General features: G+C 69.3%; 21 protein-coding genes. 3 read left to right on the top strand and 18 right to left on the bottom strand.

The annotated features are described in order from the left end of the window. The first annotated feature begins 19 nt into the window (after positions 1-19). The 3 genes from ABWV53_RS08845 (at position 20) to ABWV53_RS08835 (ending at position 4,054) form a co-directional block, all read left to right on the top strand. Positions 20-1,006, top strand: a complete 987-nt coding sequence (locus ABWV53_RS08845) for a 2-hydroxyacid dehydrogenase (protein ID WP_353364989.1) — start codon at positions 20-22, stop codon at positions 1,004-1,006. Positions 1,007-1,104: 98 nt separating this feature from the next. Further along, entirely contained in the window at positions 1,105-2,871 is a 1,767-nt protein-coding gene (locus ABWV53_RS08840) for a DNA recombination protein RmuC (protein WP_353364987.1), read from the top strand. A gap of 1 nt (position 2,872) precedes the next feature. After that, positions 2,873-4,054 (top strand): MFS transporter, encoded by a 1,182-nt coding sequence (locus ABWV53_RS08835; RefSeq protein ID WP_353366675.1) that lies wholly within the window; start codon positions 2,873-2,875, stop codon positions 4,052-4,054. Between the two features lie 52 nt (positions 4,055-4,106). On the opposite strand, the gene ABWV53_RS08830 is transcribed toward ABWV53_RS08835, so the two are convergent. The 18 genes from ABWV53_RS08830 to rpsA all read right to left on the bottom strand — a co-directional run bounded on the left by ABWV53_RS08830 (position 4,107) and on the right by rpsA (position 21,588). Beyond that, complete coding sequence (locus tag ABWV53_RS08830; protein ID WP_353364985.1) at positions 4,107-4,493, bottom strand: RidA family protein; 387 nt, start codon at positions 4,491-4,493, stop codon at positions 4,107-4,109. 17 nt (positions 4,494-4,510) lie between these two features. Continuing rightward, positions 4,511-5,374 (bottom strand): LOG family protein, encoded by an 864-nt coding sequence (locus ABWV53_RS08825; RefSeq protein ID WP_353364983.1) that lies wholly within the window; start codon positions 5,372-5,374, stop codon positions 4,511-4,513. A gap of 70 nt (positions 5,375-5,444) precedes the next feature. Further along, positions 5,445-5,825 (bottom strand): fluoride efflux transporter CrcB, encoded by a 381-nt coding sequence (gene crcB / locus ABWV53_RS08820; protein WP_353364981.1) that lies wholly within the window; start codon positions 5,823-5,825, stop codon positions 5,445-5,447. Positions 5,826-5,864: 39 nt separating this feature from the next. After that, entirely contained in the window at positions 5,865-7,178 is a 1,314-nt protein-coding gene (locus ABWV53_RS08815; protein WP_353364979.1) for a TRAP transporter large permease, read from the bottom strand. Between the two features lie 78 nt (positions 7,179-7,256). Next, a complete protein-coding gene (locus ABWV53_RS08810; RefSeq protein WP_353364977.1) occupies positions 7,257-7,790 on the bottom strand; it encodes a TRAP transporter small permease in 534 nt (177 codons plus the stop codon). A 7-nt stretch (positions 7,791-7,797) separates the two neighbouring features. Continuing rightward, on the bottom strand, positions 7,798-8,799 hold the full coding sequence (locus ABWV53_RS08805; protein ID WP_353364975.1) for a TRAP transporter substrate-binding protein: 1,002 nt from the start codon (positions 8,797-8,799) through the stop codon (positions 7,798-7,800). A 200-nt stretch (positions 8,800-8,999) separates the two neighbouring features. After that, positions 9,000-10,832, bottom strand: coding sequence for a peptidase M14 (locus tag ABWV53_RS08800; RefSeq protein WP_353364973.1), 1,833 nt, complete (start codon positions 10,830-10,832; stop codon positions 9,000-9,002). Positions 10,833-10,933: 101 nt separating this feature from the next. Further along, positions 10,934-11,305 carry a Na+/H+ antiporter subunit G gene (locus tag ABWV53_RS08795; protein ID WP_353364971.1) on the bottom strand — a complete coding sequence of 124 codons (372 nt, stop codon included), beginning with the start codon at positions 11,303-11,305 and terminating at the stop codon, positions 10,934-10,936. Beyond that, a complete protein-coding gene (locus ABWV53_RS08790) occupies positions 11,302-11,583 on the bottom strand; it encodes a K+/H+ antiporter subunit F (protein ID WP_353364969.1) in 282 nt (93 codons plus the stop codon). The genes ABWV53_RS08795 and ABWV53_RS08790 overlap by 4 nt, the downstream gene beginning before the upstream one ends. Then, positions 11,580-12,071 (bottom strand): Na+/H+ antiporter subunit E, encoded by a 492-nt coding sequence (locus ABWV53_RS08785; protein ID WP_353364967.1) that lies wholly within the window; start codon positions 12,069-12,071, stop codon positions 11,580-11,582. The genes ABWV53_RS08790 and ABWV53_RS08785 overlap by 4 nt, the downstream gene beginning before the upstream one ends. Then, entirely contained in the window at positions 12,068-13,807 is a 1,740-nt protein-coding gene (locus ABWV53_RS08780; protein ID WP_353364965.1) for a monovalent cation/H+ antiporter subunit D, read from the bottom strand. Before ABWV53_RS08780 ends, ABWV53_RS08785 begins: the two co-directional genes overlap by 4 nt. Continuing rightward, the gene (locus ABWV53_RS08775) at positions 13,804-14,169 is read right to left on the bottom strand and encodes a Na+/H+ antiporter subunit C (RefSeq protein ID WP_353364963.1); all 366 of its coding nucleotides are present in this window, start codon (positions 14,167-14,169) and stop codon (positions 13,804-13,806) included. The genes ABWV53_RS08780 and ABWV53_RS08775 overlap by 4 nt, the downstream gene beginning before the upstream one ends. Further along, positions 14,169-17,165 carry a monovalent cation/H+ antiporter subunit A gene (locus ABWV53_RS08770; RefSeq protein WP_353364961.1) on the bottom strand — a complete coding sequence of 999 codons (2,997 nt, stop codon included), beginning with the start codon at positions 17,163-17,165 and terminating at the stop codon, positions 14,169-14,171. The genes ABWV53_RS08775 and ABWV53_RS08770 overlap by 1 nt, the downstream gene beginning before the upstream one ends. A gap of 140 nt (positions 17,166-17,305) precedes the next feature. Further along, the gene (locus tag ABWV53_RS08765) at positions 17,306-17,590 is read right to left on the bottom strand and encodes a ComEA family DNA-binding protein (RefSeq protein ID WP_353364959.1); all 285 of its coding nucleotides are present in this window, start codon (positions 17,588-17,590) and stop codon (positions 17,306-17,308) included. A 185-nt stretch (positions 17,591-17,775) separates the two neighbouring features. Beyond that, on the bottom strand, positions 17,776-18,933 hold the full coding sequence (lapB, locus tag ABWV53_RS08760) for a lipopolysaccharide assembly protein LapB (protein ID WP_353364957.1): 1,158 nt from the start codon (positions 18,931-18,933) through the stop codon (positions 17,776-17,778). Beyond that, entirely contained in the window at positions 18,923-19,252 is a 330-nt protein-coding gene (locus ABWV53_RS08755; protein WP_353364955.1) for a LapA family protein, read from the bottom strand. The genes lapB and ABWV53_RS08755 overlap by 11 nt, the downstream gene beginning before the upstream one ends. 218 nt (positions 19,253-19,470) lie before the next feature. Beyond that, positions 19,471-19,782, bottom strand: coding sequence for an integration host factor subunit beta (locus ABWV53_RS08750; RefSeq protein ID WP_353364953.1), 312 nt, complete (start codon positions 19,780-19,782; stop codon positions 19,471-19,473). A 120-nt stretch (positions 19,783-19,902) separates the two neighbouring features. Continuing rightward, the gene (rpsA, locus tag ABWV53_RS08745; protein ID WP_056661066.1) at positions 19,903-21,588 is read right to left on the bottom strand and encodes a 30S ribosomal protein S1; all 1,686 of its coding nucleotides are present in this window, start codon (positions 21,586-21,588) and stop codon (positions 19,903-19,905) included. Positions 21,589-21,763 lie beyond the last annotated feature (175 nt).

The raw sequence follows: 21,763 nt of genomic DNA, 5'->3' as shown, positions 1-21,763 counted from the left end.
CCAAGGAAACCCTCCTCCCATGACCCCACCCCGCATCCTCGTCGCCCGCAACATCTTTCCCGAAGTGGTCGAGCGCCTGTCGCAGCACTTCGAGGTCGAGTCCAACCCCGAGGACATCATCTGGACGCCCGCCGAACTGGCCGAGCGCCTGAAGGACAAGGACGGCGTGCTCACCACCGGCAGCCAGCGCGTGGATGCCGCGCTGCTGGCCGCGGCGCCCCGGCTGCGCATCGTCGCCAACATGGCGGTGGGCTACAACAACTTCGACGTCGATGCGATGACCGCCGCCGGCGTGCAGGGCACCAACACGCCCGACGTGCTGACCGAGACAACCGCCGACTTCGGCTTCGCGCTGCTGATGGCCACCGCCCGGCGCGTGACCGAGAGCGAGCACTACCTGCGCGCCGGAAAGTGGAACCGCTGGAGCTACGACATGTTCGCCGGCAGCGACGTGCACGGCAGCACGCTCGGCATCCTCGGCATGGGCCGCATCGGCCAGGGCATCGCCCGGCGCGGCGCCCACGGCTTCGGCATGAACGTGATCTATCACAACCGCTCGCGCCTCTCGCCCGAGCTGGAGGCCGAGTGCAAGGCTCGCTATGTCGGCAAGGAAGAGCTGCTGCGCACCGCCGACCACCTGGTGCTGGTGCTGCCCTACACGCCCGAGTCGCACCACGCCATCGGCGCGGCCGAGATCGCGCAGATGAAGCCCACCGCCAACCTGATCAACATCGCGCGCGGCGGCATCGTGGACGACGCGGCGCTGGCCCAGGCCTTGAAGGACCGGCGCATCGCCGCGGCGGGGCTGGACGTGTTCGAAGGCGAGCCCAAGGTGCACCCCCCGCTGCTGGAGGTGCCCAACGTCGTGCTGACGCCGCACATCGCCAGCGCCACCGTGCCCACGCGCCTGGCCATGGCCAACCTGGCGGCGGACAACCTCATCGCGTTCTTCGACGGGCGCGGCCCGCTCACGCCGGTGAACCAGCCCACACCGCGGCGCGGATGAACGGTTTTCAGGGTCTTATCAGGCCCTGGCGCTTGATGGATAAGCGCGGGAAGCTATGAAAAAGATAGCATAACGAGGATGAGAAGGCGAGCGACCGGATGACGATGGCGATGTGGGCGGCCCTGGGGCTGCTGCTGGTGATGGTGGTGCTGCTGGTGGTGCTCCTGCTGCGCCGCCGCCGGGTCGAGGTGGAACTGCCGCCGGAATGGCTGCAGCGGCTGCACGCGCTGGAACGCGCGGTGCAGGCCACGCAGCTGGCGGTGGCCAAGAACGACGGCGCGCTGGACGGCATGGGCCAGCAGCTGCGCGGCTTCACCCAGACCACGCAGGGCACGCTGGAGGGCCTGCGCGGCGCGGTGGACGAGCGCCTGGCGCAGGCCGTGGCCGAATCGCGCAACGGCCGTGCGGAGCTGCTGGCCGCCTTCGGCGCCTTCGAGGCGCAGCTGGAACAGCGCCTGGCGCGCGGCCAGACCGAGGCCGCCCTGGCGCGCAAGGAGCTGGCCGAGGCGCTGGCCAGCTTCCGCGCCGAGCTGACCCACACCGCCCAGGCCCTGGTGGCCGACAGCGGCAAGTCGCGCGAAGCCATGGCGGAAGGCGCCAAGCGCTTCGAGGAGCGCATCCAGGAACGCTTCGAGGCGCTGACCCACGCCACGCGCGGCACGCTCGATTCGCTCAAGAGCGACATCCATGCGCAGCTGGGCGCCGTCTCCGCCGCGCTGACGAACCAGCTGGAGGCCAACGGCCAGCAGATCCGCAACCAGTTCGCGGTGCTGCAGGACGCCGTCTCGCAGCAGCTGGCGGGCATGGCGCAGGGCAGCCAGCACCATGCGGAAGCACTGCGCGGCGCGCTCAACGAGCGGCTGGCCGCCATCCAGGCCGACAACACCGCCAAGCTCGAGGAAATGCGCCGCACGGTCGACGAGAAGCTGCACGCCACGCTGGAGCAGCGCCTGGGCGAGTCGTTCAAGCTGGTCAGCGACCGGCTGGAGCAGGTCCACAAGGGCCTGGGCGAGATGCAGACCCTGGCCGGCAGCGTGGGCGACCTGAAGCGCGTGATGACCAACGTGAAGACACGCGGCACCTGGGGCGAGATGCAGCTGGGCGCGATCATCGAGAACGTGCTCACGCCCGACCAGTTCGCCCGCAACGTCAAGGCCGTGCCGGGCAGCGACGACCTGGTCGAATTCGCCATCCGCCTGCCGGGGCGGGGCGACGAAAAACCGGTGTGGCTGCCCATCGACTCCAAGTACCCGGTGGAGCAGTACCAGCGCCTGCTCGATGCGCACGACGCGGCGGACAAGGCCGCCATTGCCTCCGCCGGCAACGCCTTCGAGACCTCGATCAAGCTGGAGGCCCGCAAGATCTTCACCAAGTACGTGTCGCCGCCGCACACCACCGACTTCGCCGTGCTGTACCTGCCCACCGAGGGCCTGTTCGCCGAGGTGATCCGCCGCCCCGGACTGGTCGAGGCGGTGCAGAACGACTGCCGCGTCATGATCACCGGCCCGGCCAACCTGGCGGCCATGCTCAGCAGCCTGCAGATGGGCTTCAAGACGCTCGCCATCGAGAAGCGCTCGTCCGAGGTCTGGGGCGTGCTGGGCTCGGTGAAGACCGAGTTCGCCAAGTTCGGCGAGATCGTCGAATCGGCCCGGAAGTCCATCGACGCGGCGGCCAAAAAGTTCGACGACGTGGGCGTGCGCACCCGCGCCATCCAGCGCAGGCTGCGCGACGTGCAGGAGCTGCCCGCGCCTGCCGCGCCGGGGGCCGGTGCCGCGGGCCCCGCCGTGCAGGTGGGCCTGTCGCTGGACGGCGACGACGCCAGCGACCACGACACCGAGCGCGACCGTGAGCGAGAGGGCCGCTGAAGTGAACTGGGCGCTGGCACGCTTGATCCTCGGGCAGATCTGCATCCATGCCTGCATGGCCGGCATGCGCATGGCCACGCCGCTGCTGGCGCTGCGCGAAGGTTACAGCGCGGCGGCGGTCGGCGTGCTGCTGGCGCTCTTCGCGCTCACGCAGGTGTTCCTGTCGCTGCCCGCCGGCCGCTATGCCGACCGGCATGGGCTCAAGCGCCCGGTGCGCCACGCGGTGGTGTTCGCCGCCGCGGGCGCGGGGCTGGCGGTGGTGTTCCCCGTGTTTCCGGTGCTGTGCCTCGCGGCGCTGATGACCGGCGGCGCTTCGGGCGCGGCGGTCATCGCCCTGCAGCGCCACGTGGGCCGGGCGGCCGAGGGGCCCACGCAGCTGCGGCAGGTGTTCAGCTGGCTGGCCATCGGGCCGGCGGTTTCCAACTTCATCGGTCCGTTCGCCGCCGGCCTGCTCATCGACCATGCCGGCGCGCTGGTGGGCGAAGGTGCCGGCAGCATGGCCGGCTACCGCGCCGCCTTTCTGCTCATGGCCGTGCTGCCGCTGGCGACCTGGTTCTGGGTGCGCGCCACGGTGGAGCTGCCCCCCGTCATCGCCGCGGCCGGCGGCCCGCCCACGCGCGCCTGGGACCTGCTGGACGACCCCGCGTTCCGGCGCCTCCTGCTGGTGAACTGGCTGCTGTCGTCCTGCTGGGACGTGCACACCTTCGTCGTGCCCCTGCTGGGCCACGAGCGCGGCCTGTCGGCATCGGTGATCGGCACCATCCTGGGCGGCTTCGCCATCGCGGCGGCGGTGATCCGCGTGCTGATGCCGTTCGTCGCCTCCCGGCTGAAGGAGTCGGTGGTGGTCGCCGGGGCGATGGTGGCGTCGGCCGTGCTCTTCGGCATCTACCCGCTCATGCCGAGCGCGCTGGCACTGGGTGCGTGCTCGGTGCTGCTGGGTCTGGCGCTGGGCTCGGTGCAGCCCATGGTGATGAGCCTGCTGCACCAGCTCACACCGCACCACCGCCACGGCGAGGCGCTGGGGCTGCGGCTGATCGCCATCAACGCATCGAGCGTGCTGATGCCCGTGCTGTTCGGCTCGGCCGGCGCGCTGATCGGCGTGGCGGGCCTTTTCTGGGTCGTGGGCGCCACCGTGGGGGCGGGGGCGCGGCTGGCGCTGCGGATGGAGGCCGGGCCGCACTAGGACCCGCACCATGGCCCGCATCAGGGCCGGTTCCGGGTTCCGATGCGGCTCGTCAGCCGGACTGCTTCATCGCCGTGACTTCGATCTCGATCTTCATGCGCGGATCGAGCAGCTCCGCCGAGATCATCATGGCCGCCGGCCGCACGGCGCCCAAGTGTTTGCGCAGCACCGGCCAGCAGGCCTCGAAGTCTTCGCCGTTCGGCAGCACGTAGGTCACGCGCACCACATCGGCCAGGCTGGCGCCGGCCTGGGCCAGCGCCTGCGCGATGTTCTGCAGGCACTGCTCGGCCTGGTCGGCGACGCCCTCCGCGATGGTCATCGTGCGGTAGTCGAAGCCCGTGGTGCCCGAGACGAACACGAACGGGCCTTGCGCCACCGCGCGCGAATAGCCAATCTGCTCCTCGAACGGGGAGCCGGAGCCGATGAGTTGGCGTGACATGGGCGTGCCTGTACCGCTCAGAGGTTGTAGAACGCCTTGATGATGCTCCAGGCTTCCTGCGGGTCGTCGGTGTAGTGGAAGAGCTTCAGGTCGGCTTCGGAGATGGTGCCTTGCTCCACCAGCGCCTCGAAGCTCACCACCTTCTTCCAGAACGACGTGCCGAAGAGCACGATCGGTACCGGCTTGGCCTTGCCGGTCTGCACGAGGGTGAGCACCTCGAAGAGTTCGTCCAGCGTGCCGAAACCGCCCGGGAAGGCCACCAGCGCCTTGGCGCGCATCATGAAATGCATCTTGCGCAGCGCGAAGTAGTGGAACTTGTAGCTGAGCGAGGGCGAGATGAAGCGGTTGCCGCTCTGCTCGTGCGGCAGCGCGATGTTAAGGCCCACGTTCAGCGCGCCGACTTCGTGGGCGCCGCGGTTCGCCGCTTCCATGATGCCGGGGCCGCCGCCGGTGCAGACATAGAGGCGCTCTGCGGGCGGCTGCGCTTGGCTGTGCTCCGCCACGATGCGGGTGAACTGGCGCGCCAGGTCGTAGTAGACGGCGTTCTTCACGCCCAGCCTGGCCCGCGCGATGCGGGTGGCGTCGCCGCTGGCCTCGGCCGACTCCAGCTGCACCTGGGCTTCGTCGGGCGCGACGAAGCGGGCGCTGCCGTACACGACGACGGTGTTTTCGATGCCCTGCGCCGTCTGGCCCAGGTCGGGCTTGAGCATCTCCAGCTGGAAGCGGATGCCCCGCGTCTCGCGGCGCAGCAGGAATTCGGGGTCGGCGAACGCCAGCCGGTAGGCGTCGGCGTGCAGCGGGTTGCCTTCGACGGCGTGGTTCTGCAGCGTGGCCCAGGCGTCGGCCAGGCGGCTGTCTTTCAGGTCGGTGGTGGTTTCCATGGAAGCGATGGTGCGAGGGAAAGAGGGCACGGCCGTGGCCGTGCGGGGACAAGTATGAGTGTGCGACAGATTAGCGCGCCAGCCACCACAACGCCGAGCGCATGCCGAACCAGGTCAGCGCCAGCGAGCCGCCCAGGTGCAGCGCGATGGTGCCGAAGGCCAGCCCGAAGCGCTGCTGCATGAGCATGGTCACGACCTCGCCCGAGAAGCTGGAGAACGTGGTGAGCGTGCCCAGGAAGCCGGTGATGACGAGCAGCCGCCAGGCGGGGTCGATGTCGGGCCGGCTGGCGAACACCGCGAGCGCGATGCCGATGCAGTAGCCACCGATGAGGTTCACGGCCAGCGTGCCCCACGGGAGCAGCCCGCCCGGGTTCAGCCAGAGTGCGAAGCCCCAGCGCATCAGGGCACCGACGCAGGCGGCCAGGCAGATGACGGCGATGTTCAGCAGCATGGCGCGGAGTATCTCAGGACGCGCGAGGGCGCCCGGGGTTCAGCCGCCGTCCTTGCCCATCACCAGGTCCGGCAGCACGGTCACGATCTGCGGGAAGAGCGTGATGAGCGCGATGCAGACCACCAGGCACACGAAGAACGGAATGGCGGCGCGGGCGATGGTGTTGCTGTCCTTGCCCGTCATGTTCTGCAGCACGAAGAGGTTGAAGCCCACCGGCGGCGTGACTTCGGCGATCTCCACCAGCAGCACGATGAAGATGCCGAACCACACCAGGTCGAACCCGGCCTTCTGGATCATCGGCAGCACCACGGCGCTGGTGAGCACGATCATGCTGATGCCGTCCAGCGCCGTGCCCAGCACCAGGTAGACGACCGTCAGCACCGCGATCAGAGCGTAGGGCGGCAGCTGCATGGCATCCACCCATTCAGCCAGCTCGCGCGGTATGCCGGTGAAGGCCATGGTCTTGGTGAGGAAGGCTGCGCCCGCGAGGATGAACATGATCATGCAGCTGGTGCGCGTCGCGCCCATCAGCCCCTCGCAGAAGTTCTTCCACGTCAGCGACCGGCTCCAGAGGGCCAGCCCCAGCGAGCCCGCCACGCCGAAGGCCGCGCATTCGGTGGCCGTGGCGTAGCCCGCGACCAGCACCCAGACGATGAACACGATCAGCACCGTGACGGGGATGAGGTTGCCCGACTGGCGGATCTTCTGGCGCAGCGTGCTGGGCGGATCGGCCGCCGGCACCCGGTCGGGATGCCGCAGGCTCCACCAGCCGATGTAGCCTGAAAACAGCAGCATGAGCAGCAGCCCGGGCAGAAAGCCCGCCAGGAAGATGCGGATGATGGACGCATCGGCGGCCACCGCGTACACCACCATGGTGATCGAGGGCGGGATGAGGATGCCCAGCGTGCCGGCCGTGGCCAGCGAGCCGAGGGCCAGGCGCTCGTCGTAGCCGCGCCGCAGCAGCTCCGGCAGCGCGACCTTGCTGATGGTGGCGCAGGTGGCGGCCGACGAGCCCGAGACCGAGCCGAAGATGCCGCAGCCCAGGATGGTGGTGTGCATCAGCCGGCCCGGCACCCGGTTGAGCCAGGGACGCAGGCCTTCGAACATCTCCTCGCTCAGCCGCGTGCGGAACAGGATCTCGCCCATCCAGATGAAGAGCGGCAGCGCGGCCAGCTCCCAGCTGGCATTGCTTTCCCAGAAGGCCGAGAACAGGTTCTTACCCGGCTGGGTACTGGTGAAGAAGGCCTGGCCCACCCAGCCGCAGATGGCCAGCGTCATCGCGATCCAGACGCCGCCCGCGAGCAGCACGATCATCAGCAGCAGCAGGATGCCGCCCACCATCAGGATGTCCATGGCACAGGTCTTTCTGCCGCGCGGGGCGCGGGCTCGGGTGGTCTAAAACGGTGGCGGGGGGCGGCAGGGCGCAAGGGCTCAGATGTCGGCGGAGAAGTCGCCGCGGGCGTGGCGTTCCTCCACGGCACGCACGAAGCTCGGCGTGCCGCCGCGCAGCACGATCAGGAATTCATCCAGCACGGCCACCAGCAGCAGCACCGACCCGATCGCGAAGCTCATTTGGGGAATCCACATCGGCAGCGGCAGCAGGCCCTGGGCCACGTCGTTGAATTCCCAGCTCTCATAGGTGAAGAGGCAGGCGGACCAGGCGAGGTAGGCCGTCGCCACCGTGCCCATGGCCAGCGCGGCCAGCTCGAAAGCGCGCCGCGCGCGGGGCGGCAGCTTGTCCAGCAGCAGCGTGACGCGCACGAAATCGCCGTGCTTGAAGGCGTGGGCCATGGCGAAGAAGGCCGCGGCCGCGCAGAGCCAGGCCACCACGTCGTTCAGCGCGCCGGTGCGCACGCCGGCTTCGCGCAGCAGGCTTTGGGCGATCATCAGCGCGCAGATCAGCGCGACGCAGGCGGCGCCCAGGGCGCCCGCCGCGAGGTAGATCCGGTCGAGAAAGCGCCGCACGCCGGGCTCACTTGGCGGCGCCCGCGGGGGCGGACTTGCGGTAGGCCGCGATGATGGCCTCGCCGTCCGGCCCCGCCTTGCGCAGCCAGTCGGCGAGCATCACGTCGCCCACCTGGCGCAGGTCGGCGTTCAGCTTGACCGGCGGCGGCAGGATCTTCATGCCCTTGTCGGCCAGGGCCTTCTTGTACCACTCGTTCTTCTCGGCGCTGAGCTTCCAGCCCCGCGCCTCGGCCTCGGCCGCGGCCTTGAGCAGCGCATCCTGCGCGGGCTTGTCCAGCGCGTCGAACGCCTTGCGCGACACGATGACCGCGTTCTTCGGCAACCAGGCCTGCGTGTCGTAGAAGTACTTGATGCTTTCGTAGATCTTGCTGTCGTAGCCGGTGGAGCCGGAGGTCATCATCGACTCCACAGCGCCGGTGGCCATGGCCTGCGAGAGTTCGGCCGCCTGGATGGTCACCGGCTGCGCGCCGATCAGTTCCGCGATCTTGGCCGTGGCGGGGCTGTAGGCGCGCCACTTGATGCCGCGCAGGTCGGCCACCGAGGCGATTTCCTTCTTGGTGTAGATGCCTTGCGGCGGCCAGGCCACCGTGTAGAGCAGGCGCAGGCCCTGCGCGCCGAGCAGGCGTTCGAGCACCGGTTTCTGGGCCTCGTAGAGGCGCCGGGAGTCGGCGTACGAGGTGGCGAGGAACGGCAGGCCGTCAGCGCCGAAGACGGCGTTCTCGTTCTCGAAATTGGGCAGCAGGATCTCTCCGGCCGGCGCCTGGCCGCCCTGGACCGCGCGCTTGATCTCGTTGGCCTTGAAGAGCGAGGCGTTGGCGTGCACCGTGATGCGCAGCTTGCCGCCGGTGCCGGCCTCCACGTCCTTGGCGAACTGCATCAGGTTCTCGGTGTGGAAGTTGCTGGCCGGGTAGGCGGCCGCAAGGTCCCAGCGGACTTGCGCGGCGCACGGCGCCGCGGAAAGGACGCCGGCCAGGGCCAGGGCGAGGAAGGGAAGGGCTCTGCGCTGCATAGGTGCTCCGGAAGGAAAGGTCATCCAGGAAGGGCTCTGCGGCCCGGCGCCGTGCGGACACCCGTGCGGCCGCCAGGGGCGCATCGACTGTAAGCGGGGTGCCGGGGGAAAGCATCTCGGGTGCGACCCGGATGCTCCATCCACCGCCCTGCAGCCATGCATGTCCCGTGCCAGGCCGCGGGCCGGTCGGGCGCGAAGCGTCAGCCAGCGTTCACGATGCCCTGCCAGGCCTGCTGCGCCGCGAGCACGGCGGCGCACTGCACGGTGTGGGCGAAGCGGAAGTCGTCGCCATGGATGGTCTCGTCGGGAAACTCCGTGATGAGCGTGACGGGCGCGCCCTGCGGGTTTTCCGTCACCGAGTAGGCGAAGCCGTGCCGTGTCTCGAACGGAATGGGGCCGGCGTGCCGTGCATAGAGCGCCATCTGCCGGGCGTTGAAGTCGGCGAGGCCGGGCACCTCGCGCAGCGCGGCCGTCACGGCCTCCAGCAGGGCCAGCGCCTGGTGCCGGCGGCCGGCGTGGTGCCGCAGGATCAGAAAGAAGCCCTTGGGCAGCATCCATTGCTCGAAGCCCCGCGGCACGTAGCCCGTGAGGGGCCGCGTCCACTCATGGGCCGGATAGCCGTGCAGGTTGATGTGCAGGCCGGCACCGGAGCAGGCCAGCGCGTGCTCGCGTGCCGCGCGTTCCAGCAGCGTGGCGCCGTCACTGGCATCGCGGTATTCGATGTCGTCGCCCAGGGCGCTGTAGCGCGCCGCGTGGTGCATGTGGTGCGGGTGCTGCGCGCCCAGTTCGCGGTGCAGGGCGTAGCCGTCGGGGTTCTCCAGCGCGATCAGCGCGAAGTGCGCGCCGGGCTGGCGCTGCAGGGCCTGCGCCGCCCGCAGCGCGCCCACCACGCCCGAGGTCTCGTTGGCGTGCTGCGCCGCGCTGATGAAGACGGGCGCGTCGCTGCCGGGCAGGTAGAGCCCATGCACGGTGCGGCCCTGGCGCGTGGGCGCCGCGAAGCGCTCCACGCCCGGCAAGGCCGACAGCGCCTGCAGCACCTGGTGGATGCGCGCAGGCGAGGGCGCCTGGCCCAGGCGGTGCAGGGGGGCGTCCGGCGGGTCGCTGTCGGGCCAGGCGGCGGCGTCCTGCAGGCCGGTGTCGAACGGGCGCAGCGCGATGCGCACCCGGGGCTCGCCGGCCGGCCAGGGCAGGGCGCGCACGTCCGGCACGATCTGGCCGGGCTGCAGCCGGCGGTCGCCGGGCGGGCGGCCGGAGTGCTGCTGGAAGCATTCGAGCAGCGAGAAGTAGATGTCTTCGTGCAGTGCCTCGTGCGTGCTGATGCGCTCGGCGGCGGCGGGCAGGGCGTATTCCAGCCCCGGCGTGTGGACGCGGATGTCGAGCCGCTCGAAGTACGGTTCGCGCTGGCCCCAGGGCTGCCCCCGCACGGTGTGCAGCACGTGGGCGAAGAGCTGCTCGTAATCGGTCAGCACGGGCGTGTCGAGCAGGTCGGCCGTTCCCGGCGCGCTGCCCACGCGCAGCCAGCCGGTGGGCGACCACTGCGGCTGGCCGATGCCGTCCGCGTGCCGCCGGTTGGGTGCGAAGACCCGGTGCGTCTCGGCGTGGCCGTCCTGCCAGTGCAGCTGCACCTCGTAGTGGAGCGCCGCCGGTTCGTCGCACATGTCGCCCAGCTCGAGGCGCAGGGCGCCCTCGGGCAACAGGGCGGCCAGCGGATAGGCTTCGAGCGCGAAGCGGCGCTCGGCGCCCGGCTGCACGCGGGGGCAGCGCACCACGGCGTGCCGCAACCGGGCGCGGTCCCCGATGGCGAGGAAGTGGTGCACCAGCGGCTTGTACGCGCTGTGCAGGCGGGCGGTGATACCCGCGGCGGCCAGCCGGTCCTGCGCAGCCTGGCGGGTCGCTGCGTCTTCGAACAGCCAGCCTTCCAGATGCGTGCCGGCCCACTGCGGCTGGGTGAACCGGTCCAGCCAATCCTGCAGCGTGCGGACAACGGTGGTGTCGAGCAGGACGGTGCCGGGTGCGGAGGCGGTCTGGACCATGGTTGGGTGCTCAAAATGGCCGCTGGCGCTTATCCATCAAGCACCAGTAGCTATCAATTCAATAGTAAATGGCCGCATGGCGGCCAATGCGCCGCCCGACGTCACGAGTCGCGCTCGTCGCTCGAGACGATGCGGCTCAGGCTGGCCGGCACGTCCTTGCCGGCGCGGCGCGCCCGAAAGAGCGCCGCCCGCATCAGGAAGATGGTGGTGACGGGCACGGTGATGGCGATGAAGAGCGCGATCAGCAGCGCATGGATGGCGAGGCCCCCGCCCTGCATGGAGAAGTACAGCAGCGTGCCGTGCATGATGCACCAGCAGCCCATGGTGGCGATCACCGAAGGCGCGTGGACGCGCTCGAAATACGTCTTCAGCCGCAGCAGGCCCATGGAGCCCAGTAGCGCGATGACCGAGCCGGCCAGCACCAGCACGGCGATGGTGATTTCCGTCCACAGCGGCAGGGTCCCTTCGGTCATTCGATCACCTCGCCGCGCAGCAGGAACTTGGCCATGGCGGTGGAGCTGACGAAGCCCAGCAGCGCGATCAGCAGCGCGGCCTCGAAGTAGTTGGTGCTGCCGTAGTAGATGCCCAGCACCAGCATCAGCAGCATGCCGTTCAGGTAGGTGCAGTCCAGCGCCAGCACCCGGTCTTGCGCCGACGGGCCGCGCAGCACGCGCAGCAGGCAGCAGCCCATTGCCAGGGCCAGGATGAAGAGCGCGATGGGCAGCGCCCACGAAAGGATCGGGGTGTTCATTCGAAGATCTCCATCAGGGGGCGCTCGTAGCGCGTTTTGATGTGGTCGATCAGCTCCTGCGGGTCGCCCACTTCCAGCGCGTGCAGCAGCAGCACCGAGCGGTCGAGCGAGAGTTCGGCCCACGACGTGCCGGGCGTGATGCAGACGATCACCGCCAGCACGGCGAGCGCGTTGGGGTCGCGCAGCTCCAGCGGAATGTGCACGAAGCCCGAGGAATGCCGGCGCAGCGACTTGAAGGCCAGGAAGCGCGACACGGCGAGGTTGGAGACCGAGGTGTCGATCAGCACGTTCAGTGCCAGCCGCAGCACGGTGCCGGGCTTGCGGATGCGCACGGGCAAGGGCCGCAGCCCGCGGGTGAGCACGGGAATGATCACCGCCACCAGCAGCGCCAGCACCAGGTGTCCGGCGCTGAGCGAGCCGTTCAGCAACAGCCACATGCCGAAGAGCGCCACCGACAGCAGCGGCGCGGGGAAGATGCTGCGGATCATTGCGAGGCTCCTGGAATGCGCGTCGCCTCCGGCGTGGTGGCCGGCGTGCCGCTGGTGACGGGGCCGGGCACGGGCTGGGCCGACATCACGGCGCGCACGTAGTTGCCGGGCGCATGCAGCGAATGCGCGGTGGCCTGCATGAAGCGCATCACGCTGTCGGCCTGCACCGTCAGCACCATGCAGGCGGTCAGCAGCACCGCGATGGGCACGCCCTCGGCCACGCGCAGCTGCGGGTTGGGCCGGCCGTGGCTGGCCCAGAAATGCGTGACGCCGGCACGGGTGAGGGCGATGAGCGCGACCAGGCCGGTGGCGATCATCAGCACGACGAGTGCCCAGCCCTCCAGGCCGGGCGTGTGGCCGGCCGACGAACCCAGGCCCAGCGGGTTCAGCAGCGCCGTCAGCATGGCGAACTTGCCCACGAAGCCCGACAGCGGCGGCAGCCCGGCGATGACCAGGGTGCAGGTCAGGAAGGCCAGGCCCAGGAAGGCGGCGGCCGCGGGAATCACCCGGCCAATCAGCGCCGCTTCGTCCTCGTCGAGGTTGTGCGCGCTGGTGGGCAGCAGCTGGGCATTGAGGAAAGGCGCCTCGCCGTCGGTCTCGTGGGGAGCGAGCGATGCGCCGTCGTTGCGCCAGCGGTCGATCAGGTCGGCCAGCAGGAAGAGGGCGCTCACTGCCATGACCGAGCTGGGCAGATAGAACAGCAGGCCGGCGGTGAGCACGTTCTGCCCGAAGCCGAGTGCCGCGAGCAGCGTGCCGGAGGACAGCACCGCCGCGAACCCGGCCAGGTGGGTGAGCCGCTGCGAGCCCATCATGCCGACTGCACCGAACACCATCGTCAGCAGGCCGCCGCCGATGAGCCACATGCCGCCGAACAGCGCGGACGCGCCCGCCTCGCCGCTGAACATCAGCGTCCAGAGCCGCAGCAGGGTATAGATGCCCACCTTGGTCATCAGCGCGAACAGGGCGCCGACCGGGGCGGTGGCGGCGCCGTAGGCGGGCACCAGCCAGAAGTTGAGCGGCCAGACGGCCGCCTTGATGAGGAACGCCGTGGCCAGAACGCCGGCGGCCGCGTGCAGCAGGCCCCGGTCCACCGCCGCCACCTGCGGGATGCTGCGCGCCAGGTCGGCCATGTTCAAGGTGCCGGTGATGCCGTAGAGCATCGAGGCGCCGATCAGGAACAGCGACGACGCCGCCAGGTTGATGGCGATGTAGTGCAGCCCCGACTCGATGCGCGTGCGCCCGGAGCCGTGCAGCAGCAGGCCGTAGGAGGCGGCCAGCATGATTTCGAAGAACACGAACAGGTTGAACAGGTCGGCGGTGAGGAACGCGCCGGCCAGGCCCATGAGCTGGAACTGGAAGAGCGGGTGGTAGTGCACGCCCGCCCGGTGCCAGCGCGTGGCCGAAAAGAGGATGGAGCAGAGCGCGACCAGGCTGGTGAGCACGAGCATCAGCGCCGAGAGGCGGTCGAGCACCAGCACGATGCCGAACGGCGCCGGCCAGTTGCCGGGCAGGTAGACGCCCATGGAGGTGGGCGCGCCGGCCTTGTGCGTCCACTGCAGCAGGGCGATGGAGATCACCAGGCCCAGCAGGGTGGAGGCGATGTTGACGCCCAGCTTGAACCGCTGGCGCTCTTCGCGCAGCAGCAGCATCAGCGATGCCGTCAGCAGCGGCAGCATGATGGGCGCCAGCATCAGGTGCGGCATCAGCGACGCCGTGAATGCGGACCAGCCGGTCATGGCATCTCCTGCAGGTCGCGCGCGCGGCTGCCGTCCACGTGGTCGGTGCCCGAGATGCCGCGGGAGGCGAGCAGCACCACCAAAAAGAGCGCCGTCATGGCGAAGCCGATGACGATGGCCGTCAGCACCAGCGCCTGCGGCATGGGGTCGGCGTAATGCAGCAGATCCTGCGGCACGCCGTCGATCAGCACCGGCTCCTTGTCGATGGCCAGGCCCAGCCGGCCCATGCTGAAGATGAACAGGTTGACCGCATACGACAGCAGCATCAGGCCCATGATGACCTGGAAGGTGCGCGGGCGCAGCAGCAGCCAGACGCCGGAGCCGGTGAGCACGCCGATGGCGATGGCAAGGACGATTTCCATCAGCGGGCTCCGTCGGGCAGGGGATGGGAAGGCGGCACGGGCGCATCGCCCACGGTGGCCGCGGCGGCTGCGACGGCGGCCTCGCGCTCGGCGCGTTCGTCGTCCATCAGCCGGGCGTGGTAGCGGTGGCCGCGCACCGACTGGTGGGCGATGCCGGTCAGCATGAGCAGCGTGGAGCCCACCACCAGCGCGAACACGCCGATGTCGAAGAACATGGCGCTGGCGACGTGGATCTCGCCGATCACGGGCAGCGTGAAATGCGCGGTGTGGCTGGTAAGGAACGGGTAGCCCAGCACGATCGCGGCCGCGCCGGTGGCCAGGGCGACCAAGAGGCCCGTGCCGATCCAGCGGCGCGGGTAGAGGGGCAGGTGGGCCTCCACCCATTCCGTGCCGGAGATGATGTATTGCAGCAGCAGCCCGACCGACATCACCAGGCCCGCGACGAAGCCGCCGCCCGGCTCGTTGTGGCCGCGCATGAAGAGGTAGAACGCCACCAGCGTCGCGAAGGGCAGCAGCAGCCGCACCAGCACGGCGGGCACCATGAGGTAGCCCACGGCGGTGTCGGGCGCGTTGCGTGGGTTCAGCAGGTCGGTCTGCAGGTCGGCCGGCAGGGCGCGCTGCTGCTCCGGCAGGTCCATGGTTTCGCGCGCGGGGCGGAAGCGCCGTAGCAGCGCATACACGGTGAGCGCCACGATGCCCAGCACCACGATCTCGCCGAAGGTGTCGAAGCCGCGGAAGTCCACCAGCACCACGTTGACCACGTTGGTGCCGCCGCCTTCGGTCAGCGCTCGCTCCAGGAAGAAGGTCGAGACGCTGTCGGCGAACGGCCGGCTCATCATGGCGTAGGCCAGCCAGGCCATGCCGCCCCCGGCCGCCACCGCGACGACCAGATCGCGCAGGCGCCGCGCCCGGGCGATGGCCAGGCTCACGCCGGTGCCGCGCAGGCTCTCGTCGCGCCGGGGCAGCCAGCGCAGGCCCAGCAGCACCAGCACGGTGGTGACGACCTCCACCACCAGCTGGGTCAGCGCCAGGTCGGGCGCGGAGAACCAGAGGAAGGTGATGCAGGTGCACAGGCCCGCCCCGCCCAGCAGCGTGAGCGCCGCCAGCCGGTGGTACTTGGCCTGCCACGCCGCCCCGACGGCGCAGGCGATGCCCAGCACCCAGAGCAGCACGAAGCTGGGCGAGAGCGGCAGCGTGCCGCGGTCGCCGAGCTGCAGGCCCTGCGTCCAGAGCGGCAGGCCGCCGGCCACCAGCGTGGCCAGCACCAGCCAGAGCATCTGCCACTGCAGTCGCTCGGTGGACAGCAGCGCGCGGCCGCTGCGGCCGGCACGCGTCAGCAGCACCATCACGCGCTGGAAGGCGCGCTGGCCGCTGATGCGGTACATGAGCGGCGGCGCGTCCACATGGCCGGCCTGCCGCTGCCAGCGCAGAAGGAGGTAGAGAGCGATGCCGCCCAGCATGGCGACGATGCTCATCACCAGGGGCGTGTTGAAGCCGTGCCAGACCGCGAGGCTGTACTCGGGCAGGGTGCCGCCGACCACCGGCGCCGCCGCAGCGGCGAGGAACCGGCCGACCGACCAGGCCGGCAGCATGCCGACCACCAGGCAGGCCAGCACCAGCAATTCGACCGGCACGCGCATCCAGTGCGGCGGCTCGTGCGGCTCGCGTGGCAGGTCGGTCGCGCGCGGGCCGAAGAACACATCGACGATGAAGCGCAGCGAATAGGCTACGCTGAACACGCCGGCGATGGTGGCGGCCACCGGCAGCGCCCAAGCGACCAGCGGCGTGGCGTTGATGTAGACCGTCTCGGCGAAGAACATCTCCTTGGAGAGGAAGCCATTGAGCAGCGGCACGCCCGCCATCGACGCGCTGGCCACCATCGCCAGCGTGGCGGTGACCGGCATCATGGTGCGCAGTCCCGAGAGGCGGCGGATGTCGCGGGTGCCGGATTCATGGTCCACGATGCCCGCCGCCATGAAGAGCGAGGCCTTGAACGTGGCGTGGTTCATGATGTGGAACACGGCGGCCACGGCGGCCAGCGGGCTGTTGAGGCCCAGCAGCAGCGTGATGAGCCCCAGGTGGGAGATGGTCGAATAGGCGAGCAGGCCTTTGAGGTCATGCTGGAACATGGCCGCGTAGCCGCCCACCAGCAGGGTGCACATGCCGGCTCCGCCCACCAGCCAGAACCACGCCTCGGTGTCGCCCATGACGGGCCAGAACCGCGCCAGCAGAAAGACGCCCGCTTTCACCATGGTGGCGGAATGCAGGTAGGCCGACACCGGCGTGGGCGCCGCCATGGCGTTGGGCAGCCAGAAGTGGAATGGGAACTGCGCACTCTTGGTGAAGGCGCCCAGCAGCACCAGCACCAGCGCGGTCAGGTAGAGCGGGTGGTCGCGCACCTGCTGGGCGGCCGCCAGCACGTGGTCCAGGTCGTAGCTGCCGACGATGTGGCCGATCACCAGCATGCCGGCCAGCATGCACAGCCCGCCCGTGCCTGTCACCGTGAGGGCCATGCGCGCGCCGCGCCGTGCATCCTGGCGGTGGTGCCAGTAGCCGATGAGCAGGAAGGAAAAGAGGCTGGTCAGTTCCCAGAAGAACGCCAGCTGGATGATGTTGCCCGACAGCACCACGCCGGTCATGGCGCCCATGAAGGCCAGGAAGAACGAGAAGAAGCGCGGCACCGGGTCTTCGGCGGACATGTAGTAGCGCGCATACAGCACCACCAGCGACCCGATGCCCAGCACCAGCATGCAGAACATCCACGCGAAGCCGTCCATGCGCACGACCAGGTTCAGCCCCAGCGATGGCAGCCAGGGGATCTCCTGGCGCAGCACGCCGCCCGCCGCCACTTCCGGAAAACACATCGCCACCTGCACCGTGCAGAACACGGCGATCACCCCGGCCAGGGTGGATTCGGTGTTGCGCGCGTTGGTGGGCAGCAGCGCCGCCAGCACGCTGCCGAGGAAGGGTAGAAGGATGAGAAGGACGAGGGGCATGCGCGAACCATTCTACGGGCGCCCCTCCCGCGCCGCTATGAAAACCCGAGCAGCAGACGGCGATTGGCTGCGCGCCCGCCGGCTTTATCGTGCGGGGCCCGGGGGCTGCGAACGGCCCCGCCCCCGGCCCGGGGCGAAGGTCAGCGCGATGTCGCGGCCGGCTTGAACGGGTCGCCGTTGACGGTCAGGCCCTCGGCGGAGAAGCGGGCGGCCGAGCCCGGGCCGATGCCCTTGACCCGCTCGACCAGGTCTTGCCAGTCCTTGAACGGAGCCTTTTTGCGCTCGGCCAGGATGCGGCCCGACATGGCCGGGCCGATGCCCTTGACGGCGTCGAGCTGCGCCTCGGTGGCGCGGTTGACATCCACCGCGGCGAGGGCCGCGGCGGCCCAGAGTGCGGCGGCGAGGGTGATGAGGGACTTGACCATGCGAGAGCTCCCTGTCTGGACGTGGTGCGCAGCGGCATGCTGCACCGACAGGTTAGGCGGGCCCCGCGTGTGTTGTCACGCGCCGCTGGCGCGCCGGCCCGGCCGGTTGACCTTGGTTGACAGCGCGAGGGGGGCGCCGGCGCGCCGGGGCCATTCACGCCGTCTCAGAAGGCTGTCACACCTGCTTAGAGCTCTTCGACGCGCCGCGCCGGATAGCTGTCCCACGTCTGGCAGCCCGGGCACTGCCAGAAATGCTGCCGGGCCTCGAATCCGCAGGCGGCGCAGCGGTAGCGCGTGAGCGGCTTCACGGCCACGTCCAGCGCGCGCTGGATCTGAGGGTGGAACTCTTCATGGGCGAGCGTCTCGGTCGCCAGCCACTTGGACGCCGCCACCAGCGACGGCTCCTTGTCCAGGTGGCGCACGTACCATTCGCGGCCCGGCCCGGGTGGAGCGTCCGGCGCCAGGTCGAGCGCCACGATGCCTTCCAGCAGATCCAGGGCGGGGAACTGCTCATAGTGCCGCAGCAGCAGGGCGCGCACCTCGGCCGAGCGGCCCGTGGCGGCGGCCAGCTCGACCAGCAGCGCGGCGGCCAGCGGCAGCGCCGCCGGCGCGTCCTGCGCCAGTTGCAGCAGCGCGGCCAGCGCGCCGGGCGCGTCGCCCTGGCGCTGCAGCAGCCGGGCCAGCTCGATGCGCGCCCGTGCGGCGCCCGGCGCGGCGTCGATCGCCGACTCCAGCAGGCGCTGCGCCGCCGCCAGATCGCCGTGGGCCGCCTGGGTGAGCGCCTGCTCGCAGAGGTAGTGGGCCTGCCGCGGGCTGAAATCGCCCTGGTTGGAGCCCTGCATCTTGCGGGCGATGGCAGCTGCCTGCGGCCAGTCGCGCGAGCGTTCGTAGATCGCCAGCAGCGCCAGGCGGGCCTGGTTCTCGAACGGCGTGCCTTCGAGCCGGCGCAGGGCGTCCTCTGCCCGGTCGAGCAGGCCGGCCTTGAGGAAGTCCAGCGCCAGGGCGTGCTGGGCCCGTTCGCGGTCGCTGCGGCTCAGGTCGCCGCGCGAGAGCAGGTGCTCGTGCACGCGCACGGCGCGGTTGTATTCCCCCCGGCGACGGAACAGGTTGCCCAGCGCGAAGTGCAGCTCCGAGGTGTCGGGGTCGTTCTGCACCGCTTCGATGAAGGCGTCGATGGCCTGGTCCTGCTGCTCGTTGAGCAGGTAGTTCAGGCCCTTGAAGTACGCCTTGGGCGCGCGGCGGTTTTCCTCGCGCAACTGGCGCAGGTCGAATCGCGAGGCGAGCCAGCCCAGGCCGAAGGCGAGCGGAAAGCCGAGCAGGATCCAGCTGAGATCAAATTCCATGGAAGGGCGATGGTGGCGTGGTGAGTTCCGCAGGCACCAGCGCGGCGGGAGCGGGGGGCGTGGTGGGCTGTGCGGGGTGGGCGGCCGCCGCCACGCCGGCCTTGCGGGCGGCGCTGCGGTGCTTCCACCAGCGCGGCACCATGCCCAGCACGCCGACGACCAGGCCCGCGGCGAAGGCCGTCAGCACGACCAGCACCATGGGCGCGCGCCACTGCGTGCCGAAGAAGAAATGCACAGTGGCGTCTTGCTGGTTGTTCAGCGCGAAAGCGAACAGGGTAAAAAAAATGGCTGCCTTGAGCAGCCACAGAAAATACTTCATGCGTCTCCCCGGTGGAGCGTCGATTCTAAGGTTGCACCGGATGCGACGCGGAGCCGGTCGCTCGGCGCATCGGCTGCCGCCGACGCGAGCAGGGCAGCGTGCCGGGTGCCGAGGTTAGGACCTGGGCGGGCGCATCGCCGCGCTGGCATGCCCGCTGCCCGCCATTCAGGCCGCTGGCGCCCAATTAATAAGGGCGTTCAGCTATCAAAAGAGTAGCGTCAGTCGCTCGACCCATCCTTCATCTGCGCCGTGCGCTGGTCCACCGCTTCGCGCAGGGCCTTGCCCGGCTTGAAGTGGGGAACGCGCTTTTCCGGAATGGCCACCGCTTCGCCGCTGCGCGGGTTGCGGCCCATGCGGGGCGGGCGCCGGTTGACCGAAAAGCTGCCGAAGCCGCGGATCTCGATCCGGTGGCCACGCACCAGTGCATCGCCCACCGCGTCCAGAATGGTCTTGACGGCCTGCTCGGCGTCGCGCTGGGTGAGCTGGCTGAATCGCGCGGCCAGGTCTTCGACGAGGTCTGATCGGGTCATGGAGGGCTTTGCAGGATCGGGATGTGTCATCGGAAAAGAAGGCGGGCGCTCGAAGCGCCCGCCGTTGTGACCTGCCGGAGCGAGCTCCGGCGGTGCGTTGCCGATCTGGCGATGGATGGCTTACTTGTCGGAGTTGTCCAGCTTGGCGCGCAGCAGGGCGCCCAGGCTGGTCGTGCCGGCGCTTTCGCGGCTCGATTGCTGCGACAGGCTGGCCATGGCGCCTTGCTCGTCGGCCATGTCCTTTTGCTTGATCGACAGCTGGATGTTGCGGGTCTTGCGATCCACGTTCACCACCACGGCCGTGACTTCGTCGCCTTCCTTCAGCACGTTGCGGGCATCTTCCACGCGATCGCGGGAGATTTCCGAAGCACGCAGGTAGCCCACGATGTCTTCGCCCAGGTCGATCTCGGCGCCACGGGCGTCCACGGTCTTGACCTTGCCGGTCACCGTCTGGCCCTTGTCGTTCACCGTCACGAAGGTGGTGAATGGGTCGCCGTCGAGCTGCTTGATGCCCAGGGAGATGCGTTCGCGGTCCACGTCCACGGCCAGCACGATGGCTTCGACTTCCTGGCCCTTCTTGTAGTTGCGAACGGCGGCTTCACCAGCCTCGTTCCACGACAGGTCGGACAGGTGCACCAAGCCGTCGATGCCGGCAGCCAGGCCCACGAACACGCCGAAGTCGGTGATCGACTTGATCGGGCCCTTGACGCGGTCGCCGCGCTTGGTGTTTTGCGCGAACTCTTGCCATGGGTTGGCCTTGCACTGCTTCATGCCCAGGCTGATGCGGCGCTTGTCTTCGTCGATCTCGAGGACCATGACTTCGACTTCGTCGCCCAGCGACACGAGCTTGGAAGGAGCGATGTTCTTGTTCGTCCAGTCCATTTCGGACACGTGGACCAGGCCTTCGATGCCGGGTTCCAGTTCCACGAACGCGCCGTAGTCGGCGATGTTCGTGACCTTGCCGAACAGGCGGGTGCCCGAAGGATAGCGGCGCGACACGCCCATCCATGGGTCGTCGCCCATCTGCTTCAGACCCAGCGACACACGGTTCTTCTCGGTGTCGAACTTCAGGATCTTGGCCATGATTTCCTGGCCAGCCGTCACCACTTCGGAGGGGTGACGCACGCGGCGCCATGCCATGTCGGTGATGTGCAGCAGGCCGTCGATGCCGCCCAGGTCCACGAACGCACCGTATTCGGTGATGTTCTTGACCACGCCTTGCACGATGGAGCCTTCCTTCAGGGTTTCCATCAGCTTGGCGCGCTCTTCGCCCATGGAGGCTTCCACCACGGCGCGGCGGCTCAGCACCACGTTGTTGCGCTTGCGGTCGAGCTTGATGACCTTGAATTCCAGGGTCTTGTTCTCGTAAGGCGTCAGGTCCTTGATCGGACGCGTGTCGATCAGCGAACCGGGCAGGAAGGCGCGGATGCCGTTGACCAGCACCGTCAGGCCGCCCTTGACCTTGCCGCTGGTCGTGCCGGTGACGAATTCGCCGGATTCCAGGGCCTTTTCCAGCGCCAGCCAGGAGGCCAGGCGCTTGGCGGTGTCACGCGACAGGATGGTGTCGCCGTAACCGTTTTCGATCGAGCCGATGGCCACGGAGACGAAGTCACCGACTTGCACTTCGACTTCGCCCTTGTCGTTCTTGAACTCTTCCAGGGGCACGTAGGCTTCGGACTTGAGGCCTGCGTTCACCACGACGAAGTTGTGCTCGACGCGCACGACTTCAGCGGTGATGACTTCGCCTGGGCGCATTTCGGTGCGCGTCAACGACTCTTCAAAAAGGGCGGCAAAAGATTCAGACATGTATTTCCTAGCGCCGCAAACAGGTTTCCGACAGCACCATTGCCGTCGTTTCTAGGACTGCCTGCGGAAGGTTGTGCGGCGGGGGCCGCGGTAGGGTTGCGAACCACGCGAGCCGGGCGCTGGAGGCGCGGCGGGGGCTCGGTGGGCCAGTGCGGGGCGGCTTTTCGCCCCGCGT

Source organism: Acidovorax sp. FG27 (assembly GCF_040365715.1).
Lineage (GTDB): Bacteria > Pseudomonadota > Gammaproteobacteria > Burkholderiales > Burkholderiaceae_C > Paracidovorax.
Note: the sequence above shows the minus strand (reverse complement) of the source record. Positions and strands in the feature narration are given on the sequence as shown.